This is a genomic window from Haloferax sp. Atlit-4N (genome assembly GCF_003383025.1).
Classification (GTDB): domain Archaea; phylum Halobacteriota; class Halobacteria; order Halobacteriales; family Haloferacaceae; genus Haloferax; species Haloferax gibbonsii.
In genome coordinates this window covers 986,021-1,006,388 of sequence record NZ_PSYY01000001.1, presented here as the reverse complement: position 1 = coordinate 1,006,388, position 20,368 = coordinate 986,021, and the positions used below count along the sequence as shown (strand labels likewise).

Annotated in this window: 18 protein-coding genes and 1 pseudogene; 8 read left to right on the top strand and 11 right to left on the bottom strand. The window is 68.7% G+C overall.

Going from position 1 to position 20,368, the window contains the following annotated elements; all coding sequences use genetic code 11:
• Positions 1-2 precede the first annotated feature (2 nt).
• Positions 3-1,445 (bottom strand): hypothetical protein, encoded by a 1,443-nt coding sequence (locus C5C07_RS05235; protein ID WP_004977655.1) that lies wholly within the window; start codon positions 1,443-1,445, stop codon positions 3-5.
• Positions 1,446-1,601: 156 nt separating this feature from the next.
• On the opposite strand from C5C07_RS05235, the gene C5C07_RS05230 reads away from it, so the two are divergent.
• From C5C07_RS05230 to C5C07_RS22410, 4 genes and pseudogenes are all read left to right on the top strand, one after another.
• Entirely contained in the window at positions 1,602-3,521 is a 1,920-nt protein-coding gene (locus tag C5C07_RS05230; protein ID WP_115804679.1) for a DEAD/DEAH box helicase, read from the top strand.
• Between the two features lie 150 nt (positions 3,522-3,671).
• On the top strand, positions 3,672-4,916 hold the full coding sequence (gene rbcL, locus C5C07_RS05225; RefSeq protein ID WP_004977657.1) for a type III ribulose-bisphosphate carboxylase: 1,245 nt from the start codon (positions 3,672-3,674) through the stop codon (positions 4,914-4,916).
• 281 nt (positions 4,917-5,197) lie between these two features.
• Positions 5,198-6,928, top strand: a pseudogene (locus tag C5C07_RS22415) (cache domain-containing protein); the annotation flags it as partial.
• Positions 6,923-8,146: a methyl-accepting chemotaxis protein gene (locus C5C07_RS22410; RefSeq protein ID WP_394338704.1), complete on the top strand. Its 1,224-nt coding sequence runs from the start codon at positions 6,923-6,925 to the stop codon at positions 8,144-8,146. The pseudogene C5C07_RS22415 and the gene C5C07_RS22410, both read left to right, overlap by 6 nt.
• Positions 8,147-8,184: 38 nt before the next feature.
• Here the strand turns inward: C5C07_RS22410 and C5C07_RS05215 are convergent, their stop codons facing one another.
• On the bottom strand, positions 8,185-9,876 hold the full coding sequence (locus C5C07_RS05215; protein WP_115804940.1) for an NADH-quinone oxidoreductase subunit D: 1,692 nt from the start codon (positions 9,874-9,876) through the stop codon (positions 8,185-8,187).
• Between the two features lie 97 nt (positions 9,877-9,973).
• Here C5C07_RS05215 and C5C07_RS05210 point away from each other — a divergent pair, with 97 nt between their 5' ends.
• Positions 9,974-10,636, top strand: coding sequence for a helix-turn-helix domain-containing protein (locus tag C5C07_RS05210; RefSeq protein WP_050458829.1), 663 nt, complete (start codon positions 9,974-9,976; stop codon positions 10,634-10,636).
• Here the strand turns inward: C5C07_RS05210 and C5C07_RS05205 are convergent, their stop codons facing one another.
• From C5C07_RS05205 to C5C07_RS05180, 6 genes are all read right to left on the bottom strand, one after another.
• Positions 10,637-11,590, bottom strand: a complete 954-nt coding sequence (locus C5C07_RS05205) for a ribose 1,5-bisphosphate isomerase (RefSeq protein WP_004972298.1) — start codon at positions 11,588-11,590, stop codon at positions 10,637-10,639.
• 49 nt (positions 11,591-11,639) lie between these two features.
• Positions 11,640-13,118, bottom strand: a complete 1,479-nt coding sequence (locus C5C07_RS05200) for an AMP phosphorylase (protein ID WP_004972300.1) — start codon at positions 13,116-13,118, stop codon at positions 11,640-11,642.
• A 60-nt stretch (positions 13,119-13,178) separates the two neighbouring features.
• Entirely contained in the window at positions 13,179-13,604 is a 426-nt protein-coding gene (trxA, locus tag C5C07_RS05195) for a thioredoxin (protein ID WP_004972302.1), read from the bottom strand.
• 218 nt (positions 13,605-13,822) lie between these two features.
• Positions 13,823-14,116: a hypothetical protein gene (locus C5C07_RS05190; protein ID WP_004972305.1), complete on the bottom strand. Its 294-nt coding sequence runs from the start codon at positions 14,114-14,116 to the stop codon at positions 13,823-13,825.
• Complete coding sequence (locus tag C5C07_RS05185) at positions 14,116-14,490, bottom strand: helix-turn-helix domain-containing protein (protein WP_004972307.1); 375 nt, start codon at positions 14,488-14,490, stop codon at positions 14,116-14,118. Before C5C07_RS05185 ends, C5C07_RS05190 begins: the two co-directional genes overlap by 1 nt.
• A gap of 27 nt (positions 14,491-14,517) precedes the next feature.
• Complete coding sequence (locus C5C07_RS05180) at positions 14,518-15,864, bottom strand: NADH:flavin oxidoreductase (protein WP_115804677.1); 1,347 nt, start codon at positions 15,862-15,864, stop codon at positions 14,518-14,520.
• A 336-nt stretch (positions 15,865-16,200) separates the two neighbouring features.
• Between C5C07_RS05180 and C5C07_RS05175 the strand changes: the two genes are divergently transcribed.
• Positions 16,201-17,229: a succinylglutamate desuccinylase/aspartoacylase family protein gene (locus C5C07_RS05175; protein ID WP_004972312.1), complete on the top strand. Its 1,029-nt coding sequence runs from the start codon at positions 16,201-16,203 to the stop codon at positions 17,227-17,229.
• Between the two features lie 74 nt (positions 17,230-17,303).
• Here C5C07_RS05175 and C5C07_RS05170 read toward each other — a convergent pair whose 3' ends face one another.
• From C5C07_RS05170 to C5C07_RS05160, 3 genes are read right to left on the bottom strand one after another with little or no spacing between them, the layout of a single operon-like run.
• Positions 17,304-17,564: a hypothetical protein gene (locus C5C07_RS05170; RefSeq protein ID WP_233510286.1), complete on the bottom strand. Its 261-nt coding sequence runs from the start codon at positions 17,562-17,564 to the stop codon at positions 17,304-17,306.
• 2 nt (positions 17,565-17,566) lie between these two features.
• Positions 17,567-18,085 (bottom strand): macro domain-containing protein, encoded by a 519-nt coding sequence (locus C5C07_RS05165; protein ID WP_004972317.1) that lies wholly within the window; start codon positions 18,083-18,085, stop codon positions 17,567-17,569.
• Between the two features lies 1 nt (position 18,086).
• Complete coding sequence (locus tag C5C07_RS05160; RefSeq protein ID WP_004972319.1) at positions 18,087-18,932, bottom strand: aldo/keto reductase; 846 nt, start codon at positions 18,930-18,932, stop codon at positions 18,087-18,089.
• A 119-nt stretch (positions 18,933-19,051) separates the two neighbouring features.
• Between C5C07_RS05160 and C5C07_RS05155 the strand changes: the two genes are divergently transcribed.
• Together C5C07_RS05155 and C5C07_RS05150 are read left to right on the top strand one after the other, a co-directional pair.
• Positions 19,052-19,738: a YqjF family protein gene (locus C5C07_RS05155; protein WP_115804676.1), complete on the top strand. Its 687-nt coding sequence runs from the start codon at positions 19,052-19,054 to the stop codon at positions 19,736-19,738.
• Positions 19,739-19,860: 122 nt separating this feature from the next.
• On the top strand, positions 19,861-20,307 hold the full coding sequence (locus C5C07_RS05150; protein ID WP_004972323.1) for a hypothetical protein: 447 nt from the start codon (positions 19,861-19,863) through the stop codon (positions 20,305-20,307).
• Positions 20,308-20,368 lie beyond the last annotated feature (61 nt).

Here is a 20,368-nt window from a genome sequence, read left to right as displayed (position 1 = left end):
AATCAGCGTCGTCTGTAGGCGTAGATTCCGACGCCGACCACGACGAGGAGGGCGACGAGGCCGCCGACGAGGAGGAGCGTGGTGCCGAGACCGCCGCCGCCGTCGTTCGAGTCGACGGGTTGCGAGAGGTCGCTCACGTCCACCGTCGTTTCGACGGTCCGCTCGCGGCCGTCGGCGAGGTAGGTCACCTCGACCGGGACGGAGGTCACGCCGTCGTCGACGGTGGCGTAGAGGTCGAACGAGGCGAAGTCGCTCGCGGGCACCGAGCCGACGAAGTACTCCTTGTAGGGGCGCTCGGGAGTGACGCTGTCGGTCGGGACGACCCGGACGACGACGCTCTGGGCGTCGCTGAGGCCGACGTTGCTCGCGCTGCCCGAGATGTGTATCTTCCCGTCTTCGCGCTCCACGTCGACGCCGGTGAGCGAAATCCGACCGGGGGCGGCGACGTAGTCGATGGTCGTCGCCGCGGAGCCGTCGCGCCCGCCGGTCTCGTAGTCGGCGACCACGTCGAGCGTCGCGCGGTCGACCGACGAGACGTTCAGCCGGACGGTCCGGGTGGACTCGGCCGCGACGGTTCCGACGGGGTTCCCGACGACGGTCGCGTCGCCATCGCGAAGCGAGAGGACGAGGTCTTCGAGGGGCGCGTTGCCGAGGTTCGTCACGTCGACGACGACCGCGGGGCGAGCGCCGTCGCCGAGGGTCGCGTCGAGGCGGACGTTCTCTCGGAGTTCGTCGGCGGCGAGCGGCGCGGTGGTCGTCGTCGTCCGGGCGTTGCCGTCGGCGGTGGTGTAGCGCAGCGTCGCCGTCACCTCGGAGTCGGTCGCGCCGGGCGTCACGTCGAACTGGAACGTCTGGGCCTGTCCGGAGTCGAGGCGCGGGACGACGCGGGTGTCGTTCCGCACGGTCGCGTCCTCGGCCGCTACCGACAGTCGAAGGTTGCGCGCCACCTCCTCCTCGCCGTTCGAGACGGTGACCTGGACGGGCGTTTCCGTGCCGATGACCGCGTCGCCGACCTCGACGGTCACCTGCGGGCCGCCCTCGCGGACGCGGACGACGACGGGGTACTGGAGTCGCTGGACCTGGCCGTCGCTCCGGCCGACGACGGTCACGCGGAGGTCGTAGGTCCCCGCGTCGGCGAGTCGGACTGAAAGCGGGATTTGCAGGTCGCTCCCAGGTGGAATCGTCCCGAGGTCTTCGGCCCGCGCGAGGTCGTTCGAGCCGCTCGCGGTGCGGACGTACACGTCCGTCACTTGGAGGTTCGACGGGCTGTTCTGCGCGTTCTGTACGGTAGTCGAGAGGATGAACCGCTCGCCCGGCGTCGGCTGTGCGGGCGAGACGGAGACGTCGTCGATGTAAGCGGTCGCCTCCGCGCCGAGCGTCGGTGCCGGGAGTCCGGCGAACACGACGACGACGAGAAGGGCGACCGAGAGGGCGCGCCTGCTCATGTTTATCAATCCATATATCGAGAAGCCGACGGAAATACCTGCCGTGGCTGACGGTCGCACGAGGCCGAGCGTCTCGGCCCGGTTCGGGGGCCGTCGGTCGGCGAACCCCCGCTCGGCGAAGATACTTATGTGAGTCCGCCACCAGAACTGTGACAGATGCGCGTGCGTGACCTCCCGCTGTCGGCGGCCCTCGTCTCCCACTACGAGTCGGACGGTATCGAGGAACTCTACCCGCCGCAGGCCGCCGCGGTCGAGGCGGGCGTCGCGGAGGGCGGCCGCGTCGTCGCCGCCATTCCGACCGCCAGCGGCAAGACCTTCATCGCGGAACTCGCCATGCTCACCGCCGACGGGCCGGCGCTCTACATCGTTCCGCTTCGCGCGCTCGCCCGCGAGAAGTACGAGACGTTCGACCGACTTCCCGGCGTGAGCGTCGGCATCTCCACGGGCGACTTCGACGCGGACGAGGCGGCGCTCGGCGACCACGACATCGTCGTCGCCACGAGCGAGAAGGTCGACTCGGCGATTCGAAACGGCGCGCCGTGGGTCGAGCGCCTCGCCTGCGTCGTCGTCGACGAGGTCCACCTCCTCGGCGCGCTGGGGCGCGGACCGACGCTCGAAGTCACGCTGGCCACGCTCCAGCGCCGCGTTCCGGACCTCCAACTCGTCGCCCTCTCGGCGACCGTCGACAACCCCGAGGTCATCGCCGACTGGCTCGACGCGGCGTTGGTCGAGAGCACGTGGCGACCCGTCTCGCTCCGGACCGGCGTCTACGCCGACGAGACCGTCGAGTTCGACGACGGCACCGACCTCGACGTGGTCGTCCCCCCGACCGGCCCGAACGACGACGAGGCCACGGAGGCGACCGTCGCGCTCGTCGAAGACGCGGTCGAGACCGGCGGGCAGTGTCTCGCGTTCGTCCGGTCGCGCCGCGAGGCCGAGGCGCTCGCCGACCGCCTCGCCGACGAGGACCTCTCGCCCGCGCCCGCCCTCGGCGACGAACTCGACGAACTCGGCGGCACCGCGACCGGCCGCCAGCTCTCGGAGTGCGCCCGGACCGGCGTCGGCTTCCACCACGCCGGCCTGCGGAGCGCCCACCGGGTCGCCGTCGAGAACGCCTTTCGAGACCGCCGGCTCGCGGTCATCTGCGCGACGCCGACGCTCGCCGCCGGGGTGAACGTCCCCGCCCGCCGGGTCGTCATCCGCGACCAGAAGCGCTACACCGGCGACTCGATGGCGTGGATTCCCGTCCTCGACGTCCACCAGATGTGCGGCCGCGCCGGCCGCCCGCACCTCGATCCGTTCGGGGAGGCGGTCCTCGTCGGCGACGCGGACACGAAAGCCGAGCTGTTCGACCGCTACGTGACGGCCGACGCGGAGGCCGTGGACTCGCAGTTCGACGACCCCGAGGCGCTCCGGACGCACGTCCTCTCGGTCGTCGCCTCCGGGTTCGCCGACAGCCTCGACGGCGTCGCCGACGTGTTCTCGGCGACCTACTACGCCCACCAGAACCCGAGCGTGGACCTCGCGGGGCTCGTCGCCGACGTGGTCTCGGAGCTCGAAGCGATGGAGCTCCTCGACGCGACCGAGGGGATGCTGTCGGCGACGATGCTGGGCGCACAGACCTCCAGACAGTACGTCTCGCCGACGACCGGGGCCCGCATCGTCTCGGGCATCCGCACCATCGAGACGATGGCCGACGAGCACGTCACCGCCCGGACCGCCCTCGAAGTCGTCTGCGACACGCCGGACATGCACGACACCTACCTCGGCAACCGCGAGCGGGCACTGATGTACCAGTACGCCCGGAGCCACGCCACGGAGTTCACCACCGCGATGCACGACGCCGACCCCTTCGAGGAGTGGCTGACGGCGGTCAAGACCGCCCGTATCCTCCACGAGTGGACCGAGGGCTCGGACATCGAGGAACTCGTCGAGCGCTACCGAATCGGGCCGGGCGACGTGGAGTCCCGCGTGGAGCGCGCCGAGTGGTTGCTGGGCGCGGCCGACGCGCTCTGTGCCGCCCTCGACGCCGACGTGCCGGAGTTCCGCGAGGTCCGGGCGCTGCTGTCGCCCTGACGCGGAGGGCCGACCGCGTGACGCCCCCGCGGTGACCCCGTGACGTCCCCGTAATGACGCCGCTGCGCGCCGAACCGTTCTCCTTCGCGTCGAGGGGCCAAAGTCGCTTCGGGATGCCGTTTTAAGCTCCGCGGGAGCGTAGGCGAAGCTATGGGTATCACGTACGAAGACTTCCTCGACCTCGAGTACGAACCGACCGACGAGGACCTCGTCTGCACCTTCCGCATCGACCCCGCGACGGGGATGTCGACGGAGGCGGCGGCGAGTCGCGTGGCCTCGGAGTCCTCCAACGGCACGTGGGCGGCCCTCCAGACCGGCGCGGACTTCACCGACATGGGCGCGACGACGTTCGACATCGACGGCGACCTGATTCGGGTCGCCTACCCCGCCGGACTGTTCGAACCCGGAAACATGCCGCAGGTGCTGTCGTGCATCGCCGGCAACATCATGGGTATGAAGGCGGTCGATACGATTCGGCTCCTCGACTGCGAGTGGCCCGAGTCGGTCGTCTCGTCGTACCCCGGTCCGCTGTACGGGTCCTCGGTCCGCGAGGAGGTATTCGGCGTCACCGACCGCCCCATCACGGCGACGGTCCCCAAGCCGAAAGTCGGCCTCTCGACGGCGGCGCACGCGCAGGTCGGCTACGACGCGTGGGTCGGCGGCGTCGACCTCCTGAAGGACGACGAGAACCTGACCGACCAGGCGTTCAACCCCTTCTCCGACCGCCTCACGGAGTCGCTGTCGCTCCGCGACGACGCCGAGGACGAGACGGGCGAGAAGAAGTCCTACCTCATCAACGTCACCGCCGACACCCAGACGATGCTCGACCGGGTCGACGAGGTGGCCGCGCAGGGCGGCGAGTACGTCATGGTGGACATCATCACCGCGGGCTGGGCGGGCCTCCAGACCGTCCGCGAGCGCACCGAGAAACACGGCATCGCAATCCACGCCCACCGCGCCATGCACGCCGCCTTCGACCGGCTCCCGGCCCACGGCGTCTCGATGCGGGTGCTCGCGCAGGTGAGCCGCCTCTGCGGCGTCGACCAGCTCCACACCGGCACCGCCGGCCTCGGCAAGCTCGCCAACGAGGACACCGTCGGCATCAACGAGTGGCTCGCGGGCGACCTCTACGGGATGAACGACGTGCTGCCGGTCGCCTCCGGCGGGCTCCACCCCGGCCTGCTCCCCGACCTACTCGACGCCACGGGAACGAACGTCTGCGTCCAACTCGGCGGCGGCATCCACGGCCACCCCGACGGGACCCGCGCGGGCGCGGTCGCGCTCCGGTCGGCCATCGACGCCTACGTCGAGGGGCGGTCCATCTCGGAGGCCGCCGAGGAGACGCCCGAACTCGCCGTCGCCCTCGATAAGTGGGGGACGGAGACGCCGCGGTAGGGGCTGACGAGGCGGCGCGACCGCCGCCGCGGCCGCAAGTGTTGCTAGTTCGTGACAATCTCCAGAGATGTGTTGAGTTATTACTACAATATCGAAGAGGATATTCCCCGTCATTCCACGGTTCCCCGAAGTGGTTCGGGGGTCGAATATCGACGATAATAATTAGCGGGTGAGTTTTATACGGTTGTTTTTGCAGAGCTAAACTCAGAGCTATTCGGTCACACACCCGGCTGCTCGGCGTGTATTGGGGGGTGCCGGGGTCCGCCGATATCAACTAAATCATGAAGATACGAACGAAACTTATCGCGCTGTGTCTCGCCATCTCGCTGCTACCCGTGGCAGTCGTGGGCGTCGCAGGCGTCCAAGGGATGTCAAGTATTGGCGATTACGCACAAGAACAGAGCGAGGCGACGCTCGAAGCGCAGATTACCGGCGAGCTGAACCAAACCGTCGCCGCCCGGCAAGAGGAGATACAGAACCTGCTCGACGTCCGCCGAATCGACGCGCTCGCGCTGGCGGACTCGGCACCGGTACAGAACTACGAGGCCGCCCGGGCGGGCCAGATGGAACTCGTCCAGGAACAGAGCCAGGCGCAGTTAGGGTACATGGCGCTCCAGATGCGTGCGACCGTCGAGACGACGAAAGAGACGGTGCTCGCGAACCAGTACGGCGGCCGGGACTGGGAGGAACTCACCTCGGCAGAGCAGCAACAGGTGAAAGACCAAGTCGAGGCGCGAATCGCCGGGACGGCCGGAAACGGCGTTCAACAGAGTGGGACGCTCTCCGACGCGTTCCGACCGGGCTACGTCGGGTCGACCGGCTACGCGTTCGTCCTGAACGGCGACCTCGACTTCGTCGTCCACCACGGCCTCGAAGACGGGGTCAACGCCGTCGACGACACCGAGATATCGGCGTTCAACCAGGTGCCGGCCGAAATCGAGTCTAACGCCGCCGTTCGCAACGGCGAGGACTGGGGCATCGTCGAGTACGAGTGGGAAGACACCACGCAGGAGGGCAACCCCGTCGAGGAGAAGTTCGTCGCGTACGCCTACCACGAGGACTTCGACTGGGTGCTCGCGCCGAGCGTCTACTACTACGAGCTTCAGACGGCCGCCGTCGCCGACGCCCGCGGCCAGATTAACGACTCGTTCGAGAGCTACCTCAGAACGCGCTCCGTGACTATCGACGGCGAGGAACGCCCCGCCTACGACGAGGTTCTGTTCACCGACGAAAACGGACAGGGGATCGTCCAAACGGTTCGCACGGAAGACGGCATCACCACCCGGTCGGTGTCCGACGTCTCCTACGCCGAAGAGGAATGGTTCGAGAGCGCGACCGGACTTCAGGAGGGTGAAATCCAGGTCAGTGAGGTGGTACCGACCGACGACGGGACCACGGTCTACGTCACTGCGCCGGTCTACCACGGGGGCGAATTCACGGGGACCATCACGCTCCAGTTCAACTTCGACCTCCTCAACGTGCTCATCGACGACATCCAGGTCGGCGAGAGCGGTCACATGACCATCGTGGGCGAAGGGGGCAGGCTCCTGACCGATTCGAAGGAATCGCTCGGAACCGTCGAGGGCGAAGTCGCCGAGAACCTCTCGGCCGGCCTCGTCCAGCGCGGCCTCACCACCTACGAGACGGCCGGCGAAGGCGGCGACTCGGACCGGTACTTCGTCGGGTACGCGCCGCTCCACTTCGGCAACGGGCAGTACAAACTCGTCGCGACCGTCCCCGAGTCGGACGTGACGGGGCCGGTCAAACAGCTCGGACAGGCGATGAACAGTCGGGCAGACACCTCCCGGAACGTCATGCTCCTGTTAATCGTCGGTATCATCGTGGTCGTCGTCGGCGTCGGCTACGTCGCCGCGCGGTACTTCTCGGAGCCGATAGAGGCGCTTCGGGACCGCGCGCAGTCGCTCGCCCGCGGCCGGTTCGACGACGACGAAGACATCGACGCCAACGACGACGAACTCGGGGAGCTGGTCGAGGCGTTCGACGACATGCAGTCGAACCTCCAACGGCAGGTCTCGGCGCTTCGAACCGCCGGGAAGGAACTCGGCGACGGCAACCTCGACCAGAACCTCCGGACCGACCTGCCCGGCGAGTTCGGTGCCATCATGACCGACCTCGACGCCGGGATTCAAAAGCTCCAAGACGGCTTCGTCGAGGTGCAGTCCGTCGCCGACGAGTTCGCGGCGGTGAGCAACGAGACGGTGTCGAGCGCGAAGGAAATCGAGTCCGCGAGCCAGGAGACCGCGCGGTCGGTCGAGGAAATCGCCCACGGCGCGGAACAGCAGACCGAACGGCTCCAGACGGTCGCAAACGAGATGAACGACCTCTCGGCGACCATCGAGGAGGTCGCCGCCTCCGCCGACGGCGTCGTCCAGTCGGCGAACCAGGCCGTGTCGCTCGCCGACGAGGGGCGCGACCACGCCGCGGAGGCGACCGAGGAGATATCGACCATCGAGACCGAGGCCGACGAGGCGGTCGAGCGGGTCGAAGCCCTCGGCGAGCAGGTGGGCGAAATCAACGAAATCGTCCAACTCATCAACGACATCGCGGAGCAGACGGACCTGCTCGCGCTCAACGCATCCATCGAAGCGGCCCGCGCGGGCGAGGCCGGCGAGGGCTTCGCCGTCGTCGCCAACGAAATCAAGGCGCTGGCGAAGGAGGCCAGTCAGGCCACCGACGAGGTGGAAGCGCAAATCGACGAGGTGCGCGACCGCGCCGACGACACGGTCGACGACATGCAGTCCATGCAGAAGAGCGTCGAGAGCGGGTCCGAGACCATCGGCGACGCCATCGAGATGTTCGACCACATCTCCGGGGCGATTCGCGAGGCCGAACACGGCGTCGAGGAGATTTCGCAGGCGACCGAGAACCAGGCCGTCTCGACCGAGGAGGTCGTCTCGATGGTCGACGACGTGTCGAGCGTGAGCGAGGAGACGACCTCGGAGACGGCGACGGTCTCCGCGGCGACCGAAGAACAGACCGCCGCGATAAACGAAGTCACGCGGAACATCCGGCAGGTGTCGAAGTCCGCGGAGTCGCTCAAAGACCTCGTCGGACGGTTCGACGTCGGCGACACCGGCGGAAACGGGCGCGGCGGCGACGCTCCCGCGTCGGCCGGGACGTCCCCCGACGGGTCGCCGCCGTCGGGACCGCAGGCCGTCGCCGACGGGTCGGGTAACGCGACGGGCCCCGCCTCGCCGTCGGACGACTGAACCGTCGCCGGCGCGCGACACCCGCCGTCCCACCCCGGCTACCGGTCTACTTCTCCCATTATCGTGTCGAGACTCCCGAGCGCAGCGATGAGGTCCGGGATGTACTCGCCTTCGGCCATCTCGGGGAGTGACTGGAGGTTCGAAAACGAAGGGCCGCGAATCTTGAACCGCGCCGGGGTGTCGGTGCCGTCGGCGCGGATGTAGATGCCGAGTTCGCCCTTCGCGGCTTCGACCGCGCGGTAGACCTCGGTGTCGTCGTCCGGCTTGATGGTGCGCGGGACGTTCGACTGGATGGTCCGCTCGTCTTCGGGCCACTCTTCGAGCAGGTCGACGCACTGCGCGACGATTTTGGCCGACTCCTCGACCTCCCGGAGGCGGACGAGCAGGCGCGCGAAGTTGTCGCAGTCGTCCTCGACGGCGACCTGCCAGTCGAGTTCGTCGTAGTAGCCGTAGGGGTCGTCGCGGCGGAGGTCGTAGTCGATGCCGGAGCCGCGGGCAACCGGTCCCGTCACGCCGTAGTCCTTCGCCACCTCGGGCGGGAGGATACCGGTTTCGAGCGTGCGGGCCTGCAGAATCTCGTTCGCCGTCAGGAGGTCGTGGTACTCCCGCAGTTTCTCGGGGAGGCCGTCGACGAACGTCCGAATCTTCTCGAAGAACTCCTCGCGGGGTTCGGGGAGGTCCCAGACGACCCCGCCGAGCCGGAAGTAGTTGAACATCAGCCGCTGGCCCGTGAGGTCTTCGAGGACGTTCTGGACGAGTTCGCGGTCCCGCATGGCGTACATGAACGTCGCGGTGAAGTCGCCGACGACGTCGAGCGCGTACGCGCCGACCGCGAGCATGTGCGAGAGGATGCGGCTCAGTTCGGCCGCCAGCGTCCGGAGCACCTGCGCGTACTCGGGCACGTCGATGTCCGCCAGCGCCTCGGCGGTGCGGGCGTAGGCCCACTCGTTCAGGAGGCCGCCGCCGCCCCAGTCCCAGCGGTCGGGGTACGGCATAATCTGGTGCCGGTAGGTGCCCCGCTGGCACATCTGCTCCTCGCAGCGGTGGATGTAGCCGATGTCCGGCTCCACGTCGGCGACCTGCTCGCCGTCCAGCGTGACCTGCAGGTGCATCACGCCGTGGGTCGCCGGGTGGTGCGGCCCGATGTTGAGAAGCATCGTGTTCGAGCCGGCGCGGCCGTCCTCGGCCAGCGGGTTCGCGTTCTCGTCGTACCGGACCACCTGCGGGCGCGTCTGGTCGTAGTCCAACCCGAGCGGGTGACCCTGCCACGTCTCCGGCAGGAGGATACGACGTAAGTCCGGGTGTCCCTCGTACTCGATGCCGACGAGGTCGTACGCCTCGCGCTCGTGCCACTCGGCCGTCCGGAACACCGGCGCGGCCGACTGGCTGACGGGGTCGGAGCGGGGCGTCGGGACGACGACGCTCGCCTCTCGGGTCGGGTCGTCGTACGACTTCAGGTGGTAGACGGACTCGTAGCGGTCCTCGTACTCCTGGGCGGTCACACACGAGAGGTGGTCGAGGCCGAGGTCGTCGCGGAGCGTCGAGAGCGACGACTGCACCGCGTCGGGGCGAACCTGCACCGCGGGCGCGTGGACGTGCGCTTCGGTGGCGAGGACGGCGTCGCCCAACGCCCGCCGGAGCGCGTCGGCGTCGAGGGGACCGGAAGCGTCGGCGAGCGCGGCGGGGTCGGCGTCGGACTCGGGGGACTGCTGCGGGCGTTCGAGTGACATGACGGTTGACATCCGCCCGTTCGTCCGGTCGTCGGTTCGTCGTTCTGCCTCACGAGTGCGGCCGGTTTTTATGTCGCAGTCGAATCAATTCGCCGGCATGAAATCGGTCAGGCTTCGCTTCACGCCCGACGACGAACAGCTGCATCCGATGCACGAGTTCGTCGTCGAACACGAGGCGTTCGAGCGGACCGAACTCCACCACTGGAACCCGGCGGTGACCGACAGGAACACCATCGTCTTCGAGGTCTTCGGGACCGACGTCGAGGCCTACGAGGCGGCGCTCGCGGAGACGGAGCGCATCCTGTCGTACGAGCTCTCCCAGCTCCCAGGCGACTCCTTTTTCATCGTGGTCGACGAGCGGCTCGACGCGGCGGGAACGAGGCAGACGGCCGCCGTCACGCGGGGCGGGCTCATCGTCGTCCCGCCGGTCGTCTTCGACGGCGACGGGACGGTCTCGATGACGCTCGTCGGGACCGACGGGGCGCTCCAGTCGGCGGTCGAACAGCTCCCCGAGGGCCGCGGCCTCGAAGTCGTGCGGGTGCGGGAGTACACGGGGCCGGGGAGCGTTTCGGCCGGGTCGCTGTCGCCCCGCCAGCGCGAGGCCGTCGAGGCGGCCGTCGACTGCGGCTACTACCGCGAGCCGCGGACCGGGTCGGTCGCCGACGTGGCCGCGCGGCTCGACTGCTCGACGAGCACCGCGGCGGAGCACCTGCGAAAAGCGGAGATGAAAGTCATGGCCGACCTCGTCGGCCGGTCGTGACTAGGGCTCCGCCCACGGTTCGCTGGTCCCCTCGCCGAACAGTTCCCGCATCAGGATGACGATGCTCTCCGGCGGGAACTGCCCGCGCTCGGTGACGATGGCATCCACGTAGCGTGGCGGCGTCACGTCGAACGCGGGGTTCTTGACGGTCGGGTTGCCGAGCTCCGCGAGCGTCTCGTCGTCGACGACCTCGGCGGTGTCGCGCATCTCGATATCGACGGTGTGGCCGGTCATCGTCCCCGGGTGGAGCTTGAGCGTCTGGGCGGCGACCGTGATGGGCGTCCCCCGGTCGCGGGCGTTGACCGCGAGGCCGCTCGTCCCGATTTTGTTGATGACACTCCCGTCGGCCGCGACGGCGTCCGCGCCGACGAGCACGTGGTTCACGTCGTTGAGGTAGCGGCGGGCCGCCGAGTCGACGATGAGCGTGACGGGCACGCCCAGTTCGTGGAGTCGCTTCGCGGTGATGTGTCCCTGATTTCGCGGCCGCGTCTCCTTGACGACCGCCTCGATGTGCTTTCCCTGCTCAACCGCCGCCTCGACGCACGCCAGCGCGTCCGTCGAGTGGCAGTGGGTCATGATGGTGTCGCCGTCGCGGAGGCGGTTCGCGCCGACCTGTCCGAGGTCGGCCTGCGCCCGTTCGAGCCGGGCGCAGAACTCGTCGGCCGAGTCGACGACGTTCTGTCGGAGCCCCTCGACGGTCGTACTCGACATGCCGCGGAGGACGTACCGGAGGGCGTTTGGGAGGCTCACGGCCGTCGGCCGCGTCTCGTGGAGCGTCCGGGCGGCCGCGCGGAGCTCGGCCCGGAACGCCTCGGCGTCGGCGGCGTCGCTCTCCGTGGCCTGCGTCCGGAGCGCCCGAGCGGCCGCGTCGGCGATGGTCGCCGCGCCGCGAATCTCCATCGTGTCGATTTCCGTCGCGGTGCGTCGGACCTCGGGATGTACGCGGTCGTCCATGCGAGAACTACGGGCGTCGGACGCAAAAAGGTCGCCGCGGAGACGGCTCTCAGACCCGGTCGACGAGCGCCTCGTCGGGGTGTCGAACCCGGACGGTCTCGACGCGCTCGGTGAGCGCCTTCGCGTCGGCGAGCTTGTCTTCGGACTCGGCGTGGACCGTGAACAGCGTCTCGCCGCTGGCGGCCATCTCGCCGAGGCGGCGGTGGAGTTCGAGGCCAGCGCCGGGGTCTCTCGGCGCGCCGGCCCGGCGGGCGACCTCGTTGACGAGGCGGTTGTTGACGTGCGTGACCACGCCGTCGCGTTCGGCGCGGACCGCGACGGTGTGCCGCCCCGGCGAGAGGTCGGCGGCCTCCACGTCGGGGTCGCCGTTCTGCGCGGCGAGTATCTCGCGGAAGGTCTCTTCGGCCCGCCCGGAGTCGAGAATCTCGGCGGCGTCGGCGTCGACGCCGACGGACTCGAACAGCAGGTCGGCGAGGCGAACCGCCTTCATCCGCAGGTCGTTCGGACCGCCGCCGGCGAGGGTGGCGAGGACCTCGCGGGCTTCGAGCACGGGACCGACCCCGCGGCCGACCGGCGCGGCCCCGTTCGTGATGGCGCACTCGACCGCCATCCCGAGGTGGTCGCCGACGCGGTTGAAGTCCTTCGCGAGTTCGCGCGCCTCGGCGAGGCTCTCGACTTTCGCGCCCTCGCCGTAGGGGATGTCGACGACGACGTTGGTCGAGCCGGCGCTCTGTTTCTTCGAGAGGACGGAGGCGATGAGCTGCCCCTTCGGGTCGATGGAGAGCGGCGTCTCGGCGCGGATGATGCGGTCGTCGACCGGCGAGAGGTTCACCGCGCCGCCCCAGACGAGACAGCCGCCGGTCTTCCCGACGATGTCGCGTATCTCCGCGACGGAGAACTCCACGTCGCAGAGGACCTCCATCGTATCTGCGGTGCCCGCGGCCGAGGTGACGGCCCGCGAGGAGGTCTTCGGAATCTTCAGCCCCGCCGCGGCGACGATGGGGACGAGAATCGGCGTGACGCGGTTGCCCGCGACGCCCCCGATGGAGTGCTTGTCGGCGATGACCGGCTCTTCCCACGTGATCGTCTCGCCCACGTCCGCCATCGACTCCGTGAGGTGCATCGTCTCCTCCATCGACAGCCCGTTCGTGTAGGTCGCGGAGACGTACGCCCCGAGTTCCACGTCGGCGAGGCGCTCCTCGTAGATGTCGCGGACGAGTTGGGACAGTTCGTCGGCTTCGAGTTCGATGTCGTCGAGCTTCTTGCGGATGTAGTACACCGAGTCGGGTTGCGGCGCGACCGACACCTCGACCTCGCCCTCGATGTGACCGAGTCGGCGCGTCACGCCGAGGGTCCCCTCGGAAACGAGTTCGTCGGTCAGCTCCACGATGGCGATGGTCGTCCGCCCGTCTCGCCGCAGTTGGACGCGTTCGAGCGCGTGGACCCCGAGCTCGGCCGCGTCGCTCTCGTTCAGAAGGACCGTCGGCGACCGGGTTCCGATGTCGATGGGCTCGGCGAGGAGTTGCATACCCGAAGGTCGGACGAGAGCGCCAATAAATCGACCCCGAGTCTCGGGGGGAGAGAACGCTTACCCGAGGTGGGATTCGACGAGGTTCTTCAGGTCGTCGTAGCCGCGGACGCCCACGAGCTGTTCGACCGCCTCACCGTCGGCGAAAAGCACCATCGTCGGGACGCCCCGGACCTGGTACTGGGCGGCGAGTTCCTGGTTCGCGTCCACGTCGACCTTGGCGACCGCGGCGTCGGTGTTCTGCGCGAGCTTCTTCACCGTTGGTTCGAGCATCTTGCACGGACCGCACCAGTCCGCGTAGAAATCGACGAGCACCACGTCGTTCGTGGAGACGACGTCTTCCAGGTCCTCAGCGCCGTCGACGTGGACGGGCTCCGAGGGGGAAGCTGCGGCTTCTTTCGCCGTGCTTCCGCCGTCGCCGCGGAGCTGGGATTCGAGCTGTTCGCGTTTCTGCTGCCGGATATCGTTCAGTTCGTCGTCGGACATACCTACTGGTACCGGCCGCTCCCTAATAACGGTTTTGCACAATTTAAGCAATAATGCCTGCTGACATTGGTTCGTGGTGACGAGCGACACGCCCCGGGATATCGCTGCGGTTCACGACCGAGAGACGTGACAGAAACGGCGGGGGCGCGACCGCGAGTTACGGGCTGGTTCGGAGACGGTTCGAGCTGAGTCGGCCGGGGTCGGCCTCCCGAACCAGCTCAGTCGACGTACAGCGAGTAGGTGATGACCGCGAAGCCGACGAGCGTCAGCACCGAGTCGAAGAGCAGTCCGGTGGCGAGGTCGACGTTGAGAATCACGTCGAGCGCGCCGCCGAGCATCGCGCCGAGCGTGACGATACCGAAGCCGAGCGCGAGCGCGCGGAGCGACGCCGCCCCGGTGTTCCGGTACGCCTTGTAGCTGAAGTAGGTGATGAGCCCGCCGAGGACGAGGATGCCCGTCTTGACGACGATAATCATCGTCGTAATCGTCGGCGAGGCGCTGAGGTGCCCCATCAGGTCTCCCTCCGGACCCGCGACCAGATGTCCGCGAGGCGTTCGTCGGGCGTCTGCTCCGGGCGGCCGACCGCGACGTCGAAGTCGCGGTCCTCGTTGAGAGCGATTCGAACCTCGTCGAAGGCGACCTCGTAGGTCGTCGCGTGGTGACCGTCCGCGCGAATCTGGGTCCCCTCGGCGAGGAGCGCCGCCTCGGTGAGCAGGTCCAACTTCCTGTACGTCGTCGAAAGCGGGATGTCACACGTGTCTGAAATTTCACTTGCCGTCATGGGTTCTTCGAGTCCTCTGATGATGGCTCGTGCGTCCGCGTCGTCGAGCGCGTCGAGCACCGCCGTCAGTTCGGCCGACTCCATCGCGGACCGGTCGCGCGCCATTACCCAGATTGACCGACGAGAGCCTTATTAACCCACCGGGTCGGGCTCGTCGTCGTCCGCCGTCTCGGAGTCTGTGTCGTATGCTCCCTCCATTCTGAGGGTTCCCGCGCGGGCCAACACGTCGGGCGTTCGACAGACGCCCGGCGCGCCCGTCGCCTGCGGCACCGCGCAGTTGTTGCAGTTCTCGCAGACGACCCGCGTGTCGGCCGAGACGTCGCGGCCGAGCAGTCGCGCGGGGAGCTCCGGCTCGGCGTAAAACGGCCGCGCCATCCCGACGGCGTCGCAGGCGTCACCGAGCAGTCGGTCGATTTCGCCGCGCTCGCGGATGCCGCCCTCGCAGAGCACGGGCACCGAGACGGCGTCGCGGACCCGACGGCACAGGTCGGCGTTCCACGCCGGGTCGAAGTCGTACCACGCCGCCTCGATTCGGTTGCCGAGTTCGACGAGTCGCGCGCGAAGCGGGCCGCCGAAGGCCGCGGCGTAGCCGTCGCGGTAGCGGTCGTCGCGCCACGCGCGGACCGGGAACGACCCGCGGACGATGCTCGCGTCCCAGAACACCGACCCCGAGACGGGGACGAGCGCGTCGTAGCCCGCCCCGTCGAGTCGACGACAGAGTTCGACCGCGTCGTCCTCGGTCAGCCGTCGGCGGACGCCGGGCGGCGCGGCCGTCTCCGCCGGCACTTTCGTCATGAGCGGCACGTCGCCCGCCCGCGAGCGAACCTCGTCGGCGACGACCTCCAGAAACCGGACGCCGTCGCCGAACTCGTCGTCCCGGCGGTTGTAGAACGGCGAGAGGAACTGGTGGACGATACCCATGTTCGCGCCGGCGACGTGGACCACGTCGTAGCCGGCGTCGACGGCCATCGCCGCGGAGCGACCGAAGTCGGCCGCGAGGTCGTACACCTCGTCGGTCGTCATGACGCGCGCGTCGTAGTCGAGAAATCCGAGGGCGTCGAGGAGTCTGAGGAGTCGCGGCGGCCGGGAGACGGCGAGCTGTCGCAAACCCGGGTGGTCGCGTCGGTACTCGGCGTGCCACGTCTCCATGCTCCGCAGGCCGCCGTACTCCAACTGGACCGCGACGGCCGCGCCGTGGTCGTGGATTCGCTCGGTCACCGCCGACAGCGACGCCGCGAACTCCGGGTCCGCGATTCGCGTCATCCCCGGCGCGGCGCAGCCGCCCGCCTCGCGGACGATAGTCGCCCCCTGACAGATGAGTCCCGCACCGGCCCGCGCCGCGGGTTCGAGTTCGGCCGCGAGGCGCTCGGGGGTCTCGGGACCGGTCCCCGCGCATTCGAGCACCGGCGCGCGATAGAGCCTGTTTCGCAGCGTGAGCCCGCCGATGTCGAGCGGGTCGTCGAGCCGAGGAGTCGCCATGAGGACGACATGGCGCGCGAGCGACGTAAATCGACGCGACGGTCGTCGCCGCGTCAGTTCACCAACGGGTCCCGCCGCCGATATCGATAATCGCGCCGCAGCGCCCGCACTCCGACACCTGCAAGGGGTCCGAGCCGGCGTGTCGGACGACCACGCCACCGGGGCCCACGGGGGAACCGCACCGCTTGCAGACCGGACGTTTCGCCGTCATCTGTGGATACACATCTCTCGGAGAGACAGACGACTGCGGCGGAGATAGCCGTATTGTCCCGCGTCTGTCCGGACGAGGCCAGAAGCCGGTCAACCTTCTTACCCGTCGGCTCCGATGAACGTCCCATGGACCCCGAACCGTTCAGGTACGACTCGGAGGTGCCGCCGGGCGAGGTGCGACATCTCAGGTACGAAATCAGCGAAACGTACCTCGGCGACCCCGTCGAGATACCCGTCACTGTCATCAACGGCGAGCAGGGCGGGCCGTCGGTCTTCATGACCGCGGCGCTCCACGGCGACGAACTCAACGGCGTGAAGGTGATGCAGGAGGTCGCGAGCCGGTACAACCCCGCCGACATCCACGGTACCATCGTCTGCATCCACGTGGCGAACGTTCCGGGGTACCTCGCCCAACAGCGCTACATCCCCATCTACGACCTCGACCTGAACCGGTCGTTCCCCGGCCGCGACGGCGCGAACACGGCCGAGCGCATGGCGAACCAAATCTACCGTCGGTTCGTCGAGCCCTGCGACCTCGGCATCGACTTCCACACCTCGACGCGCAACCGGACGACGATGTACCACGTCCGCGCCGACATGAACCGCCCCGAGGTCGCCCGCCTCGCGCGGTCGTTCGGCGCGAACCTCATCCTCTCGGGCGAGGCCGAGGCGAGTTCGCTCCGCACCGTCGCCACGAACGACGGGATTCCGACCATCACCGTCGAGATGGGCCGCGCCCACCGCTTCCAGCCCGCGATGGTCGACCGCGCGCTCGAAGGCGTCGAGAGCGTCCTCGCCGAGTACGGCGTCCTCCCGAAGAAGCCGGTCAGCTGGCCGGGCTGGACGCGCGTCATCGACTCCGCGACGGACAAGACGTGGCTCCGCGCCGACGTGGGCGGCCTCGTCGAGATGCAGTACGGCGACGTGCCGCTGGTCCACGAGGGCGACACCATCTGCACCATCTCGGACCACTTCAAGACGAGAGAAAAGCGCGTCTCGGCCCCCTTCACCGGCCTCGTCGCCGGCGTCCTCCAGAACCCGGTCGCCGCGCCCGGTCACCCGCTTTGCCACCTCGTCAGCGTCGACGACGCGACGCTCCGCGAGATAGAGCGCGAAATCGAGGCCGGCGAGTTCACGGAACGCCCGTGGAGTTAGGCGAGTCGAGGTGAATCAGGTGCGGTCGCGTCGCTTGCGCCTCCGCACCCGCTCGCCACCCCGCTCTCACTCGGTCAGTCGTCCCCGCCGACCTGCTCGTGGGTGTGGTGGAAAAACCGGACGTGCGGCCGCCCGTCGCGTTCGACCGGCTCGAAGCAGACGCGACGGTACCGCTCGTTGTCGAGGAGGTTGACGAGCAGGCCGCGGTCGTGGAGCGAGACGGAGTCGTAGGGCGTCGAGCAGACGGGGCACAGCTCCGAGGCGGCGTCTTCGTCGGCGACTCCGGCGGCGTCAATCCCGCCCGCCGACAGTCCCGGGTCGCCCGCGTCGCCCACTGTTATTCCTCCGTCTCCGCCCCGACCGCGTCGGCGACCCGCGAGACCGTCTCGAACTCGTCGTCCGCGTAGGCGATGAACCGAACGTCGCGGAGCGAACTCGGCTCGAACGCCCGGAGTTCCTCGCAGATGAGTCGCGCGCCGTCGGCGAGGTCGAACCCGGCGACGCCGCAGCCGAGCGCCGGAATCACGAGCGACTCGCAACCGTGGTCGTCCGCGGCTCGCAGGGCGTTTCGCGTGGCGTCACGGATGCTCTCGGCGGTCGCCCGCCCGTCGCCGTAGTGTGGCATCGCCGCGGCGTGAATCACGACCTCGGCGTCGAGGTCGAAAGCGTCGGTGACGGCGACCGCGCCGAGGTCTATCGGCCCCTTCGCCATCGCGGCCTCGTTCAGTTCGGGACCGCCGCCGCGACGGAGCGCGCCCGCGACGCCCGACCCCATGCGGAGACTCGTTCCCGCGGCGTTCACCAGCGCGTCGGCCGACTGGGCGGCGATGTCGCCCTGCACGACGGTGAAGTTCATGTCAGGCGAGTCGGTCCATGTCCTCGTCGTCGAGGTCGATGTGCGAGGCCGCCACGTTGTCTCGGAGGTGCGAAACGCTGGACGTGCCGGGGATGGGGAGCATCACGTCGGCGCGGTGCAGGAGCCACGCGAGAGCGATTTGCTGGGTCGTTGCATCGTGTTTCGCCGCGACCGCGGAGACGGCGTCGGCCCGGTCGCCGAGGTCGCCCGCGCCGAGCGGGTACCACGGGATGAAGCCGATACCGTACTCCTCGCAGGCGTCGAGGCTCGCCTCGAACTCGCGGTCGCCGACGTTGAAGCGGTTCTGGACCGTGGCGATGTCGACGATGTCGCGCGCCTCGTCGAGCTGTTCGACCGAGACGTTCGAGAGGCCGACGTGCCGAATCAGTCCCTCGTCTTTCATCTCGGCGAGCGCGTGGACCGAGTCCTCGAAGGCGACGTGCGGGTCGGGTCGGTGGAGCTGATAGAGGTCGATGGTGTCGGTTCGGAGGCGGTCGAGGCTCCCGAGGACGGCGTTCCGGAGGTAGTCGGGGTCGCCGTTTGGCTTCCAGTCGCCGTCGGTGTTGCGAAGCAGGCCGCCCTTGGTGGCGACCACGAGGTCGTCCGGATAGGGCGCGAGCGCCTCGCCGATGAGGCGCTCGGAGACGGCGGGGCCGTAGGAGTCGGCCGTGTCGATGAGGTCGACGCCGTGGACGAGCGTCTCGTGGAGGACCTTTCGCGCGTTCTCCACGTCGTCGGGCTCGCCGATGATGTCGTCGCCGGTGATACGCATCGCGCCGAAGCCGAGTCGGTGTACCGTGAGGTCGCCGCCGATGTCGAACGTGCCGCTTTCGTTTTCGAGTCCCATGGGCGGAGATTGGTCGCCAGACAGGAGTTCGTTTCGGCGGGGTGGGCGGGTGACGGCAGCGAGCTCACGGACCCCGCAAGCGCCGAAACCCACACCCGTCGTCGGTCCTAACGGCCGTCATGGACCTCCTGTCGATGCGCTGGCGGCACACGCTGTTCGCCCACTGGCCGGTCGACCCCGACCTCGTGGAGCCGCGACTCCCCGACCGGCTCTCGGTGGCCACCCACGACGGGCGGGCGTGGCTCGGCGTCGTCTCGTTCGACATGACGGACATCCGCCCGCGCGGGTCGCCCGTGGGGCTCGGGTTCCCCGAGGTGAACCTCCGGACCTACGTCGAACCCGCCGACGGCGGCCCCCGCGGCGTCTACTTCTTCACCCTCGACGCCGCGGACCGCCTCGGCGTGACGATGGCCCGACTGGGCTACCGGCTCCCGTACCACTACGCGAACATCTCGGTCGAGGAGCGAGACGGCGCGGTCGACTACGAGAGCTATCGCCCGGCGACCGCCGAGACGCCGGAAGCGCGGTTCGAGGCGACCTACCGACCGACCGGCGAGGTTCGAACCCTCGAACCCGGCTCGCTCGACGCGTTCCTCGTCGAGAACTACCGGTTTTACACGGACGACTGGCCCGTCGTCATTGGCGACATCGACCACGACCCGTGGCCGATACAGGACGTGGAAGCGGAGATTCGCACGAACACGATGTTCGAGGCCTGCGGCTTCGACCACCCCGGCGGCGACCCGATACTCCACTACGCGGCCGACCTCGACGTGACGGCGAAGCCACCCGCCGTGCTTCGCTGAGGTCGGTGCCCCGGCGGTGACTCGCTGACTCGCTCACGCGCCGTCGTCCGCATCCAGCTCCCCGCCGGTCCCGCCCGAGCGAAGGTGAAACCTTCAAGCATCGCTGAACTAACCCGACGGACATGGCACTCATCGACACCGTGATGGCAACGCTCCACCTCGTCGTGGGCGGTCTCTGGACGGGGAGCGTCCTCTTTTTCGCGCTCGCCGTGTTGCCGACCGCCCGCGCCGGGAACATCCGCGCCGCCGCGTTCGAATCGGTGGTCTCGCGCCTGACGATGTGGTCTCGCGGGGCCTCGCTCGTGATGTTCGCGACCGGCGGCCACCTCGCCGGCACGCGCTACACGGTCGACAGCCTGTTCGGCTCCGGCCGCGGCCACCTCGTCCTCGGGATGCTCGCGCTCTGGTTCGTCCTGACCGGCCTCGTCGAAGTCGGCCGGGCCCGCGCGAAAGACGGCCTCGCGGAGAAGAAGGTCCGAACGCCCGCCGAGAAGGCCGCACCGTTCTACCTCGGTGCCGCGCTCGTCGCCGTCTTGCTCCTCGTCGACGCCGGCCTGCTCCTCAACTGACGCCGGAGCCGACTCCGGAGGGCTCCGGAGAGTATCTATATCTACGTTCTAAAATATATAT

Coding starts and splice junctions, on each gene's coding strand:
- C5C07_RS05205 (WP_004972298.1), bottom strand. CDS start 11,590: ATGGACGACCGCGTACATCCCGAGGTCCGACGCACCGCGACGGAAATC.
- C5C07_RS05185 (WP_004972307.1), bottom strand. CDS start 14,490: ATGGCGCGCGACCGGTCCGCGATGGAGTCGGCCGAACTGACGGCGGTG.
- C5C07_RS05165 (WP_004972317.1), bottom strand. CDS start 18,085: ATGAACTTCACCGTCGTGCAGGGCGACATCGCCGCCCAGTCGGCCGAC.
- C5C07_RS05190 (WP_004972305.1), bottom strand. CDS start 14,116: ATGGGGCACCTCAGCGCCTCGCCGACGATTACGACGATGATTATCGTC.
- C5C07_RS05230 (WP_115804679.1), top strand. CDS start 1,602: ATGCGCGTGCGTGACCTCCCGCTGTCGGCGGCCCTCGTCTCCCACTAC.
- C5C07_RS05200 (WP_004972300.1), bottom strand. CDS start 13,118: ATGCAACTCCTCGCCGAGCCCATCGACATCGGAACCCGGTCGCCGACG.
- trxA (WP_004972302.1), bottom strand. CDS start 13,604: ATGTCCGACGACGAACTGAACGATATCCGGCAGCAGAAACGCGAACAG.
- C5C07_RS05210 (WP_050458829.1), top strand. CDS start 9,974: ATGAAATCGGTCAGGCTTCGCTTCACGCCCGACGACGAACAGCTGCAT.
- C5C07_RS05150 (WP_004972323.1), top strand. CDS start 19,861: ATGGCACTCATCGACACCGTGATGGCAACGCTCCACCTCGTCGTGGGC.
- C5C07_RS22410 (WP_394338704.1), top strand. CDS start 6,923: ATGCAGTCGAACCTCCAACGGCAGGTCTCGGCGCTTCGAACCGCCGGG.
- rbcL (WP_004977657.1), top strand. CDS start 3,672: ATGGGTATCACGTACGAAGACTTCCTCGACCTCGAGTACGAACCGACC.
- C5C07_RS05155 (WP_115804676.1), top strand. CDS start 19,052: ATGGACCTCCTGTCGATGCGCTGGCGGCACACGCTGTTCGCCCACTGG.
- C5C07_RS05180 (WP_115804677.1), bottom strand. CDS start 15,864: ATGGCGACTCCTCGGCTCGACGACCCGCTCGACATCGGCGGGCTCACG.
- C5C07_RS05215 (WP_115804940.1), bottom strand. CDS start 9,876: ATGTCACTCGAACGCCCGCAGCAGTCCCCCGAGTCCGACGCCGACCCC.
- C5C07_RS05175 (WP_004972312.1), top strand. CDS start 16,201: ATGGACCCCGAACCGTTCAGGTACGACTCGGAGGTGCCGCCGGGCGAG.
- C5C07_RS05235 (WP_004977655.1), bottom strand. CDS start 1,445: ATGAGCAGGCGCGCCCTCTCGGTCGCCCTTCTCGTCGTCGTCGTGTTC.
- C5C07_RS05160 (WP_004972319.1), bottom strand. CDS start 18,932: ATGGGACTCGAAAACGAAAGCGGCACGTTCGACATCGGCGGCGACCTC.